Annotated in this window: 11 protein-coding genes; 10 read left to right on the forward strand and 1 reads right to left on the reverse strand. The window is 44.1% G+C overall.

The genetic code is table 11. The annotated features are described in order from the left end of the window. Window positions 1-150: 150 nt before the first annotated feature. From AAEZ02_RS06995 to AAEZ02_RS07030, 8 genes are all read left to right on the forward strand, one after another. Window positions 151-1254, forward strand: coding sequence for a hypothetical protein (locus AAEZ02_RS06995; RefSeq protein WP_101034600.1), 1104 nt, complete (start codon window positions 151-153; stop codon window positions 1252-1254). A 112-nt stretch (window positions 1255-1366) separates the two neighbouring features. Next, entirely contained in the window at window positions 1367-1900 is a 534-nt protein-coding gene (locus AAEZ02_RS07000) for a glutathione peroxidase (RefSeq protein ID WP_124012189.1), read from the forward strand. Window positions 1901-2136: 236 nt separating this feature from the next. Next, the gene (hemH, locus tag AAEZ02_RS07005) at window positions 2137-3150 is read left to right on the forward strand and encodes a ferrochelatase (RefSeq protein ID WP_101034602.1); all 1014 of its coding nucleotides are present in this window, start codon (window positions 2137-2139) and stop codon (window positions 3148-3150) included. Between the two features lie 265 nt (window positions 3151-3415). After that, window positions 3416-3745, forward strand: a complete 330-nt coding sequence (gene yciH / locus AAEZ02_RS07010; RefSeq protein ID WP_351122395.1) for a stress response translation initiation inhibitor YciH — start codon at window positions 3416-3418, stop codon at window positions 3743-3745. A gap of 33 nt (window positions 3746-3778) precedes the next feature. Next, the gene (locus tag AAEZ02_RS07015; RefSeq protein WP_351075852.1) at window positions 3779-4339 is read left to right on the forward strand and encodes a YqgE/AlgH family protein; all 561 of its coding nucleotides are present in this window, start codon (window positions 3779-3781) and stop codon (window positions 4337-4339) included. 385 nt (window positions 4340-4724) lie between these two features. Continuing rightward, window positions 4725-5144, forward strand: coding sequence for a Holliday junction resolvase RuvX (ruvX, locus tag AAEZ02_RS07020; protein WP_059744132.1), 420 nt, complete (start codon window positions 4725-4727; stop codon window positions 5142-5144). A gap of 929 nt (window positions 5145-6073) precedes the next feature. Then, window positions 6074-6934: an HAD-IIB family hydrolase gene (locus tag AAEZ02_RS07025; RefSeq protein WP_351122398.1), complete on the forward strand. Its 861-nt coding sequence runs from the start codon at window positions 6074-6076 to the stop codon at window positions 6932-6934. A 1-nt stretch (window position 6935) separates the two neighbouring features. Continuing rightward, window positions 6936-8156, forward strand: coding sequence for a glycosyltransferase family protein (locus tag AAEZ02_RS07030; protein WP_124012184.1), 1221 nt, complete (start codon window positions 6936-6938; stop codon window positions 8154-8156). A gap of 12 nt (window positions 8157-8168) precedes the next feature. Here the strand turns inward: AAEZ02_RS07030 and AAEZ02_RS07035 are convergent, their stop codons facing one another. Beyond that, window positions 8169-8348, reverse strand: coding sequence for a hypothetical protein (locus AAEZ02_RS07035; RefSeq protein WP_351122401.1), 180 nt, complete (start codon window positions 8346-8348; stop codon window positions 8169-8171). 150 nt (window positions 8349-8498) lie between these two features. Between AAEZ02_RS07035 and AAEZ02_RS07040 the strand changes: the two genes are divergently transcribed. After that, entirely contained in the window at window positions 8499-10235 is a 1737-nt protein-coding gene (locus AAEZ02_RS07040) for a sugar phosphorylase (RefSeq protein WP_351122404.1), read from the forward strand. Between the two features lie 529 nt (window positions 10236-10764). Beyond that, on the forward strand, window positions 10765-11322 hold the full coding sequence (locus AAEZ02_RS07045) for a DUF4136 domain-containing protein (protein ID WP_124012181.1): 558 nt from the start codon (window positions 10765-10767) through the stop codon (window positions 11320-11322). Window positions 11323-11879 lie beyond the last annotated feature (557 nt).

Raw genomic sequence — 11879 nt, forward strand, 5'->3', positions numbered from 1 at the left:
TTTTTGTTATAATCAACGTTGGATTGTCATTACGGATGCTGTAATGATAAAAGAGGGTTAAATTTTCAGCGATTAATCCACTTCGTGTAATTACATTATACGTTACTAATTTTTATCACGTTTTATAACAATATGTATCAAGGATGTATTATGCAGTTATGGCAAAAAGTCACTGTTTTATCTTCGCTAATCTTGTTTCCATTTTCGGCTTCGGCTGTAAAAGTTACTGATGAAGTCGATATTGGCGGCGCAGTAAGAATCAACTACGGTTGGAAAGATTACGATAATAACTCCAAACTTAAATTTGAACTGTTCCGTGCCGATGTCAACTATAAGAGTAAAGATGGCTTGTTCGCCTCAGCTCAGTACCGTTGGTACGAAAGCATGGATGTAGTGCATCATGCCTACATGGGTTATCAATTTGACGAAGCACAATCAGTACAAGTGGGTGTAACCCAAGTACCATTTGGCTTATTACCTTACGCAGCACATTCATTTTGGTTTGGTGCAACGTATTATCTTGGTTTTGAAGATGATTACGATGCAGGTATCCATTACAAAAATGAAAAAGATGGTTGGCGCTACGACCTAGCTTACTTTAGTAATGATGAATACGGTAATGGTGCGCGTGTCGATCGCTACTCATTTGACGTTGCTACAACGGATCAATCTCCATATGAAGAGTCAGGCCAAATAAACGCCCGAGTTGAGCGTGAATTTACTTCTGGTGACGTCACTCATAAGTTAGGTGGCTCATTACAGTTAAGCCAATTAGATTATATGGCTGATATCTCTAGCGTAGATGGTGAAGATGTCGATAGCCTTGCAGCTGCAGCTCATTGGCAACTTGACTGGAAAAAATGGCAATTACAGTTACAGTATATTCATTACGACTATGACGTAAAAGACAGTGAACGTATTACTCTTAGTGCGTTTCAGTTTCCATTCGAAATTGCTGCTGAAGCAGATGTTGCGACAGTTAACTTAGCTAAATCGTTTGATGTCGACTGGGGTCCAATCACTAATGTAAATTGTTACAACGATTACAGCCAAGTGATGGCATCAGGCGACGGGCTAGATGATTCTGTCCAAAACGTGACGGGTTGTGCCATCACTGCTGGTAAGTTTTATTCTTATGTCGACTGGATTGCCGGTAAAAATATGTGGTTTGTTAAAGGCCCAGGTGTGGGTATCGATAATGGCGACACAGCATGGCATTCTCGTTTGAACATCAATGTTGGTTTCTATTTCTAAACATTTTTGATCTCAATAAAAAAGTATTACGTACAATAGTGTGATATTTCATTAGGCACCGATAAAGTCATTTATCGGTGCCTTTTAACTTTGAGTCAAGGACAAACTAAAAATGATTAAATACCTAACAGCCATTGGCTTATTCACATTAAGTTCTGCTGCTTTTGCCACCAATTGTCCTGACTACCTCAATGTTGAAGCGCGAAAATTACACTCAACAGAAAACGTTAATTTATGTGAACTCACTCAAGGCAAAGCGGTGTTAATTGTTAACACGGCTTCCCATTGTGGCTTTACACCTCAATTTGAAGCACTTGAAACATTACATAAAGAGTATGCTGATAAAGGATTAGTGGTCATTGGCTTTCCTTCAGATGATTTTTTCCAAGAAGAAAAAGATGAAGCCAAAACCGCCGATGTTTGTTTTATTAATTATGGTGTCACCTTCACCATGGTGGCAACATCAGCCGTTAAAGGCAGCAGTGCTAACTCAGTATTTAAATACCTAGGCGACAACAGTGCTGAACCAAAATGGAATTTCTACAAATATGTTATCTCAGGTGATGGTCAAACCGTACAGCAATTTAATTCGCGGGTTAAACCTGATAGCGATGAACTGAAAAAAGCGATTGAATCAGTTTTGTAATCATTAACTCAAGTGAGTTATTTTATCGCATTCTTTAACTGAGCTCTTTCACTGAGCCCTTTCAATCAGCCGTCTAGCTTAAATAAATATTTACAGAGTGCGGGGTATTTTGATATAAAATCGATACCCAGCACTCTTTATGTTTTAAATGAATGCGATACAATTTTAATTTAAGCTCATGAGTTATTCAGCATGAGATATATTTGTCGATCAAAATCAATAACGGAGAAGATACTTTGGCTAGATTTTCAGGGCTAGATAAAGACACCGGCCATAAAGCACGTGGCAAAACTGGCGTATTACTATTAAATCTAGGTACACCAGATGCGCCAACGGCATCTGCTGTTCGCATTTATTTGGCTGAGTTTTTGGCAGACCCTCGAGTGGTGGAAATTCCAAAACTAATATGGATGATTATTCTTCACGGCATTATTTTGCGTATTCGTCCGGCTAAATCAGCAGCGTTATATCAAAAAGTATGGACCGATGCGGGTTCGCCTTTACTCGATATCAGCCAGCGTCAACAAGCAAAACTAGCTAAACAATTACAAGCACAAGGCTACGATGCCAGTGTGCATTTGGCGATGCGTTATGGATCGCCATCAACGTCGAGCACCTTGCAAGCTATGCACAAACAAGGGGTAGACAACTTAGTGGTTTTGCCTTTGTATCCGCAGTATGCAGCGCCAACAACAGGGTCTGCGTTTGATGCTTTGGCTAAAGAACTGATGAAATGGCGTTATATTCCGGCACTGCATTTTATTAATACCTATCATGACAACAGTGATCTTATCGATGCCCTTGCCGCATCCATTCAAAAAGACTTTGATGAACACGGTAAACCACAAAAATTGGTGATGTCATATCATGGTATGCCAGAGCGAAATCTACATTTAGGCGATCCCTATTATTGCTTCTGTTTGAAAACGACTCGTTTAGTGGTCGAAAAATTAGGCTTAAGTGAAGACGATTACGTCGCAACATTCCAGTCTCGCTTTGGCAAGGCTAAATGGTTACAACCTTATACCGACGCAACAATAGCCAGCCTACCAGCCAAAGGTATCACCGATATCGCCGTTATTTGCCCAGCATTTAGTGCCGATTGCCTAGAAACCTTAGAAGAAATCAAAGGCGAAAATCGTCACGTATTTGAAGATGCCGGCGGCAAAAACTTCAGATACATCGAATGTTTAAATGATAACGATGACCACATCAACATGATGGCCAATCTGGTAAAACCTTTCTTGTAATTATAGGGCGCTGCGCTGCTAGAACGGACTTCGTCCTGCTAGAACGGACTTCGTCCTGCTAGAACGGACTTCGTCCTGCTAGAACGGACTTCGTCCTGCTAAAGTCGCTTCGCTATGCTGTTTGCTTTTATAGCCTCTAGCCGCGTAGCGTCCTAGCAGCGCAGCGCTCTAGGCTGTTGCGTACCTAGGCTTTTAGCTTTATATCCTCGCCTCTGCTTTTATGATTTGTTAAACTCAAATAATGTTTCGTCGTTAAAGAAATAATATGAGAATAGATCCCAATATCGCATTAGTTTATAGCACTGATAAAGGTCGTATTGATCAACCTAAACCACAAGCTGAAATTCCAACTGGTGACGGCATAGTGCGGATCCACAAAGATACTAAAGGTCGTAAAGGTAAGGGCGTGAGTGTGATAAAAGGGCTCGCATTAGATGAAAAAACCTTAAAAGATCTTGCGCAAAAACTGAAGAAACAATGTGGCTGCGGTGGTACAGTAAAAGACTTATGCATTGAAGTACAAACCGACAATCGCGAACAAATAAAATCCATATTAGAAAAGTTGAATTTCACAGTGAAATTAGCGGGTGGATGATACATATCGCTGAGACACGATTTGGGAGAGTATATGGATAGCTTCAAAGACCACTTTTTAATTGCCATGCCATCACTAGATGAGACATTTTTTGAACGTGCGGTGATCTACATTTGTGAGCATGATCAAAAGGGTGCCATGGGAATAATGGTTAACCGACCCATTGGCGTTGAAGTTGAAGATCTGCTTGAACAAATGGAATTATATTTATCGCCAGAGTTTTCATTCTCCTTAGACAATCAAGTACTCATTGGCGGCCCTGTGGCGCCCGAACGTGGTTTTGTGCTGCATACGCCTCAAAAACATTGGATCAATAGCACTGAGATCAGTGAAGAGATAATGTTAACTTCTTCACGGGATATATTAGCCGCGATTGGTTCAGATAAATCTCCCGAGCAATTTATTGTTGCCCTTGGCTACGCTGGCTGGAGTAAAGATCAGCTTGAACAAGAAATTGTAGACAATACTTGGTTAACGATTAAAGCCACGCCAGAGTTACTTTTCAACATTGATCATGAACACCTGTGGCAAATGGCGACTCAACAACTGGGTTTTGATATTTGGCAAATGTCTAGTCAAATAGGGCATGCTTAAAAATAGCTCGCTACGCTTCTAAGATTTTAGGCTGCTTCGCTACTAGGGCGGACTACGTCCTGCTAGGATCTAGGGCGTGACTTCGTCACTGCTAGTGTCGCTACGCTTCTAGGGCGGACTACGTCCTGCTAGGATCTAGGGCGTGACTTCGTCACTGCTAGGCCGCTGCGCTGCTAGAACGGACTACGTCCTGCTAGGATCGCTACGCTTCTAGGGACAGCTTCGCTGCTAAGATTGAGTCGCTACGCGACTCGGCTGTTGATTTTATAGCCTCTAGCCGCGAAGCGTCCTAGCAGCGAAGCGCTCTAGGCTGTTGATTTTATAGGCTCTGGCCGCGTAGCGTCCTAGGCTGTTGCTTTTAAAGCGATTAAACAAAGAGATAAACATGCAACCACAAACCGTTTTAGGGTTCGACTACGGCACCAAAAGTATTGGTGTCGCTATAGGTCAAGCCATTACTGCGAGTGCCACGCCTTTACTATCAATTAAAGCGGTTGATGGGATCCCTAATTGGGATGATATCGATAAATTATTAAAAGAATGGCAACCAGACCTTGTCGTCGTCGGCCTACCGTTAAATATGGATGGCACCGAACAAGAAATGACTCAACGAGCACGAAAATTTGCTAACCGAATTAACGGTCGTTTTGGGGTTAAAATTGCCACCCAAGATGAACGCTTAACCACTGCCGATGCTAAAGCTCGCTTATTCGAACTCGGTGGCTTTAAAGCGTTAACCAAAGGTCAAATTGATGCGGTTTCAGCGGTATTAATTATCGAAAGTTATTTTGAAAATCAATTTTAATCTAGATCCTAGGCCGCTAGGCGGATAGTGCGCTGCGCTTCTAGAGCGGACTTCGTCCTGCTAGGGACAGCTTCGCTGCTAAAATTCTAGGCCGCTACGCGGATAGTGCGCTGCGCTTATAGAGCGGACTTCGTCCTGCTAGGGACAGCTTCGCTGCTAAGATCCTAGGCCGCTACGCGGATAGTGCGCTGCGCTTCTAGAGCGGACTTCGTCCTGCTAGGGACAGCTTCGCTGCTAAGATTGAGCCGCTACGCGGCTAGGCTGTTGATTTTATAGAATCTAGCCGCGTAGCGTCTTAGCAGCGCAGCGTTCTAGGCTTTTTTCGCTCGCTACCGCTCTAGGCTTTTGGCTCGCTACCGCTCTAGGTTTTTTTGCTCGCTACCGCTTAATTCGCACCAACATGGTGCAACCGTTTGTCTTTGTTGCACAATTATCAGGCTTATTCTCCGCACTACTTTTCATATCATCACTTGACGTGTTTTAAATACGTTATATATATCAAAGGCTAAAGTCTATTTGTGCCATTAAGGTGCAAAGTCATTATGCTTGGCACATATCCTGAATCAATCCATAACTAAATCAATAACTAAATCGAATAAGTGTGAGGTCGCTTAGTTACTAGGGCGGACTTCGTCCTGCTAGGTCGCTACGCGGATAGAGCGCTGCGCTTCTAGGGACAGCTTCGCTGCTAAGATTAAGTCGCTGCGCGACTAGGCTGTTGATTTTATAGCCTCTAGCCGCGAAGCGTCCTAGCAGCGTAGCGTTCTCGGCTGTAGCTAAGATTGAGTGACTAGATTCTAGGCCGCTTCGCTACTATGCTTTAGTTTTTATAGAGTCTAGCCGCGAAGCGTCCTAGCAGCGCTCTAGGCTGTTGATTTTATAGCGTCCTAGGCTTTAGCGAAGCGTTCATTGGTTAAAAGGGAGATGATATGACAACACGACCACTTATCTTTACTGACATAGATGGCACTTTACTTGATCATTATGACTATAGCTTTAGTCATGCAATAGACGTGATTGAAGCATTAAATGAACGGCATATTCCTATTATTGCCAATACCAGTAAAACCTTTGCCGAAATGGAAAAGCTCCAACAAACTATCGGTTTTAATTCACCGTTTATTTCAGAAAATGGTGCGGTAATTTATATCCCTATTGGTTACTTTGACCAACAGCCACAAGATACGTTTACCCAAGGATATTATTGGGTAAAAGAGTTTTGTCAGCCGCGAACATATTGGCTCGAATTGTTAACAGAGCATGCACCAGCCTTTGACGATGACTTTATTGGTTTTTCAACGTTGTCGGTTGAAGCGTTATGTGAAGTCACCGATCTGTCACCAGACAATGCCAAGCTGGCATTAATCAGGCACTACGGCGAACCACTACTTTGGCAGGGTGATGAAGCCAGTAAACAAGCCTTTATAGCGTTGATGACCGGTGTTGGTGCTCAAATGCTCCAGGGCGGACGATTTCTACATGTTGGCGGTGATACCGATAAAGGCAAGGCCATGAAATGGTTAGCCGATGTGTATGTCAAGCAATATCACGCACCTGTTATTACCATTGCACTGGGTGACAGTGGTAATGACACGGCCATGCTCGAAGCTGCCGATATTGCCATACAAATTAAGTCACCTGTTCATGACTTTCCTACCTTAACGACAAAAAAACAAAGTATTAAAAGCAGTCTATACGGTCCTAAAGGGTGGGCTGAATGTATAACCCAAACGCTATTGTCGTCATCGGATGAATCACAGAAAAACCAACTAACATTTGGAGGGGCGTAATATGGCCGATTTTTATCAAAATGGCATTGTCACCACAATGCACAATTTAACCCGACGTACCCATGAAGAGCTTGAAACAGAGTTAATTAAGTTTTCAAAAACACGGCCATTAGGATTAATACTGCCCTCTCTTTATTCTGAGTTAGAAGGTGACGCGCTTAAAGATATTGTTAGTAAATTGAAAGAGGTACCCTACTTAAACGAAATTGTGATTGGATTAGACCGAGCCGATCTCAAGCAATATAAACATGCACTGCGCTTTTTTGGCGATTTACCCCAACATCACCGCATTTTGTGGAATGACGGCCCACGTTTACAAGCACTGGATGCAAAACTGCAAACCTTAGGTTTAGCGCCTAAAGAATTGGGTAAAGGCCGTAATGTTTGGTATTGCATGGGCTATATTCTGGCCTCTGGAAAAACCGAATCGGTTGCCTTGCACGACTGCGATATTGTCACCTATGAAAAGTCATTGCTGGCACGTTTACTTTATCCTGTGGCCAACCCGAAGTTTAATTACGAGTTTAGTAAAGGCTATTATGCGCGTATTTCCAATGGGCAAATTAATGGCCGAGTGTCACGGCTGTTAGTCACTCCGTTGATTAAAGCGCTTAAAAAAGTGGTCGGTTATAACGAATATTTAGACTACATGGACAGTTTTCGTTATCCATTAGCGGGCGAATTTTCATTTAGACGCGATGTACTCAACGACCTACGGATCCCAAGTGACTGGGGATTAGAAATTGGTGTGTTATCAGAAATGCAGCGCAATTATGCCCATAATCGTATTTGTCAGGTCGATATCGCCGACAATTACGATCATAAACATCAAGACCTATCATTAGATAACGAAGAAGAGGGTCTGTCTAAAATGTCGATTGATATCACCAAAGCCTTCTTTCGTAAACTTGCCACTCAAGGCAATACTTTTAGCACCGAATCGTTCCGAACCCTTAAGGCGACTTATTACCGTATCGCCCTAGATTATGTCGAAACCTATCATAACGATGCGATAATGAACGGCTTAACCACGGATATTCATTTAGAAGAAAAAGCCGTTGAAATGTTTGCCCAAAATATTGTAACGGCAGGGCAGCGCTTTTTAGATAACCCAATGGAAACCCCCTTTATGCCAACATGGAGTCGAGTAGTCAGTGCCATGCCAGATGTACTTGAGCAACTAAAAGCCGCCGTTGAAGCCGATCACGCCGAGTTTAGTTAACCGGATCACGACTTAATCGTTGGGATAATAATAGCCGGGATAATCGTTGGGGGTAATCGTCGAGTTAACCGTTGGGTTAACCGTTGGGTTAACCGTTGGGTTAACCGTTGGGTTAACCGTTGGGATAATAGCCGGGATAATAATCCACGAGTTAATCGTCGAGTTAATCGTTGGGTTAATAGCAGCGTTCATAACTGAATCAAGATCTGGCCTATTGTAAGTCAATGCAATCAAACCTAACGAAGATGGCGGGGAGGATTGCTGAATAAGCAGCTGTTTAATGACGCTTTATCACCATAAGTCGAGGCTGGAACCTCGAACCTCGAACAACAAGGACACCTTATGTCAGTAATGGAAGTATTACAGCAAAAGCTGCAGCAACAACTTAGCTGCATTTACAATGATATCGACCTCGACATGAGCACCTCAGAGTTGGCGGTTCAACTCATCGACATCATGCGCATAACTGAGTATTGCCAAGTACCAGCACCTTTTGTTAATCATTGGTCCGAAAAAGACATCATTATGATCACTTATGCTGACAGTGTGCTCCAACAAGGTGAGCGTCCACTCACAACCTTGGCGCAATTTATCGACAGCTATTTAAGTTGCATCAATGCGGTGCATATATTACCGTTTTTTCCCTACAGCTCAGACGATGGTTTTTCCGTTATCGACTACTCAAGCATTAACGAAGGTCTAGGCTCGTGGGCAGACATTAGTGCCATTGCCAGCAAGCGACGATTAATGTCAGATCTAGTCATCAATCATTGTTCCAGCCGCAGTTTATGGTTTGAACATTTTTGTAAAGGTGAGGGCGTGGGCCATGACTACTTCTTTACCGCCGATCCGGAGGATGATTTAAGCGCGGTGGTTCGGCCCAGAACCTCAGCCCTACTCAGGCCAACTGAGACACCTAACGGCACTCAACATGTATGGTGTACGTTTAGCCACGACCAAGTCGATTTTGATTTTCGTAATCCACAAGTGTTAATCGAGTTTGTACGAATAATTCGGCAATATTTAGATGCTGGGATCAGTATTTTTCGCCTAGATGCGGTGGCTTTTTTATGGAAAATAGTGGGCAGTAAATCAATTAACTTACCGCAAACCCATGAAATAGTCCGTTTGTTGCGTACATTAATCGAGCACGCCCAACAAGACGCCATTATTATTACCGAAACCAATATCCCTAACCCTCAAAACTTGACCTATTTTGGTAATGCTAACGAAGCCCACAGCATTTATAACTTTTCACTGCCACCATTGTTGATCAACAGCCTTATTACCGGTAGTTGCTTGTACTTAAAGCGTTGGCTTATGAGCATGCCGCCCGCACAAGATGGCACAACCTACTTTAATTTTATTGCCTCCCACGATGGCATCGGCCTTCGTCCAGCAGAGGGGTTACTCGACGACGATGAGATAGATACACTCGTCGACACCATGCAACAATTCGGTGGCCAAATATCATCACGAACCACAGAAGATGGTCAGCAAAAGCCATACGAAATGAACATAGCCCTGTTTGATGCGCTGCAAGGTACCACGAAAGGCAAAGACGCTTGGGGCATGCAACGTTTTGTGTGTGCCCATACCATTATGTTAGCGCTAGAAGGTATTCCAGGTATTTATATTCACAGTTTACTGGGAACCCGCAACGACTATGAAAAGCTGGCAAACACGTCACATAATCGCGCTATTAACCGTCATCGTTGGGATCTCAATCAATTAACTGAGCAGCTAAGTGATACCAACAGCGACCATAGCCAAGTGTTAACCGCGCTGACTCATTTAATTAATATTCGCACCCAGCAAAGTGCTTTTCATCCCAATGCCACCCAGTTCACCCTGCACTTAGGCTTACAATTATTTGGTTTCTGGCGTCAAAGTCGTAACCGTAAACAGAGCATCTTCTGCGTCAGTAACGTATCTGATCAAGTCACCACGCTACCCATTAATGAACTTAATCTTACTATTGCCGACTACTGGATAGATCTATTAACTGGCCAACAGATTGAAGACATCACCCAACCCATGCAACTGCAACCCTACCAAACAGTGTGGATCAGTAACTAGTGTCGCTGCGCTACTAGGTGCTAGGGCGGACTTCGTCCTGCCAGGCCGCTACGCTGCTAGAGCGTGACTACGTCACTGCTAGGATCGCTACGCTGCTAGGGCGTGACTTCGTCACTGCTAGGATCGCTACGCTGCTAGGGCGTGACTTCGTCACTGCTAGGGCGTGACTTCGTCACTGCTAGAACAGCTTCGCTGCTAGGGCGGACTACGTCCTGCTAGGACAGCTTCGCTGCTAGGGCGGACTACGTCCTGCTAGGCCGCTACGCTGCTAGAGCGTGACTTCGTCACTGCTAGGATCGCTACGCTGCTAGGGCGTGACTTCGTCACTGCTAGGGACAGCTTCGCTGTTAAGATTTTATAGCATCTAGCCGCGAAGCGTCCTAGCAGCGAAGCGCTCTAGGCTGTTGCTTTTAATGCGTCCTAGCAGCGCAGCGCTCTAGGCTCTTGGCTATTAGCAGGCTTTTGCTTTTTACAATGTCTTAGCTCATTATAAGCTTATAAGCATATACACATTGTTATTGGAGCCTGTATGAAAAAACTATTTATAGCCGTTGCGGTATTAGCGTTGAGCGCATGTAGTACCTTAAAATCGACTTCAGACTTCGATCCATCGGTATCATTTGATCAATACAAAACCTACTCATGGGTAGTGAAGAAAAATAACGATGCGGGTTATCATTTAGACGGACTCATGGATCAACGTATCCGCGCCGCTATTGAAAGCCAATTAAACCAAAAAGGTATCAGTAAAACAGACAAGCAAACCGCAGATTTATTGGTTAACTACATCACTAAAGTCGATAAAAAAATTAATATCGACACCTTTAACAGTCATTATGGCTATAACCCATATTACGGTCCTCGTTGGGGGTTAGGTGGTAGCATACAAACTGAAACCACAGTGCGCGAATATGAAGTTGGCACCTTAATGGTTGATTTAGTGGATAATAAAACCGGTAAATTGATTTGGCGTGGCACTGTGGCCGATACAGTACGAGAACAGAATACTCCAGAACAACGGATTCAAATCATCAACAAAGCTATTGATGCTGTAATGATGAATTATCCACCCAAGCCAACTCAGTAACCTCTAGGTCCTAGATTTTAGGTCCTAGGCCGCTACGCGGATAGTGCGCTTCGCTTCTAAGATCCTAGGCAGCTTCGCTGCTAAGATCCTAGGCAGCTTCGCTGCTAAGATCCTAGGCCGCTACGCGGATAGTACGCTTCGCTTCTAGGACGGACTTCGTCCTGCTAGGGACAGCTTCGCTGCTAAGATCCTAGGCCGCTACGCGGATAGTGCGCTTCGCTTCTAGGGCGTGACTTCGTCACTGCTAGGGACAGCTTCGCTGCTAAGATCCTAGGCCGCTATGCGGATAGGCTCTGTGCTTTCAGCTTTTATAGCATCTAGCAGCGAAGCGTCCTCGAAGACCGCAGGTCGTCCTAGCAGCCGCAGGCGCTCTATTCCTAGCATCCTAGCAGCTCGGCGCTCTAGGCTTTTGCTAAGATTGTATAGCATCTAGCAGCGAAGCGTCCTCGAAGACCGCAGGTCGTCCTAGCAGCCGCAGGCCTCTATTCCTAGCATCCTAGCAGCTCGGCGCTCTAGGCTTTTGCTAAGATTGTATAGCATCTAGCAGCGAAGCGTCC

It is taken from the genome of Shewanella sp. T24-MNA-CIBAN-0130, from assembly GCF_040310185.1.
Lineage (GTDB): Bacteria > Pseudomonadota > Gammaproteobacteria > Enterobacterales > Shewanellaceae > Shewanella > Shewanella psychromarinicola.

What these genes read in the sequence shown, in the direction of transcription:
- AAEZ02_RS06995 (WP_101034600.1), top strand. Translation starts at nt 151, where the DNA reads ATGCAGTTATGGCAAAAAGTCACTGTTTTATCTTCGCTAATCTTGTTT.
- AAEZ02_RS07000 (WP_124012189.1), top strand. Translation starts at nt 1,367, where the DNA reads ATGATTAAATACCTAACAGCCATTGGCTTATTCACATTAAGTTCTGCT.
- yciH (WP_351122395.1), top strand. Translation starts at nt 3,416, where the DNA reads ATGAGAATAGATCCCAATATCGCATTAGTTTATAGCACTGATAAAGGT.
- AAEZ02_RS07015 (WP_351075852.1), top strand. Translation starts at nt 3,779, where the DNA reads ATGGATAGCTTCAAAGACCACTTTTTAATTGCCATGCCATCACTAGAT.
- ruvX (WP_059744132.1), top strand. Translation starts at nt 4,725, where the DNA reads ATGCAACCACAAACCGTTTTAGGGTTCGACTACGGCACCAAAAGTATT.
- AAEZ02_RS07025 (WP_351122398.1), top strand. Translation starts at nt 6,074, where the DNA reads ATGACAACACGACCACTTATCTTTACTGACATAGATGGCACTTTACTT.
- AAEZ02_RS07030 (WP_124012184.1), top strand. Translation starts at nt 6,936, where the DNA reads ATGGCCGATTTTTATCAAAATGGCATTGTCACCACAATGCACAATTTA.
- AAEZ02_RS07035 (WP_351122401.1), bottom strand. Translation starts at nt 8,348, where the DNA reads ATGAACGCTGCTATTAACCCAACGATTAACTCGACGATTAACTCGTGG.
- AAEZ02_RS07040 (WP_351122404.1), top strand. Translation starts at nt 8,499, where the DNA reads ATGTCAGTAATGGAAGTATTACAGCAAAAGCTGCAGCAACAACTTAGC.
- AAEZ02_RS07045 (WP_124012181.1), top strand. Translation starts at nt 10,765, where the DNA reads ATGAAAAAACTATTTATAGCCGTTGCGGTATTAGCGTTGAGCGCATGT.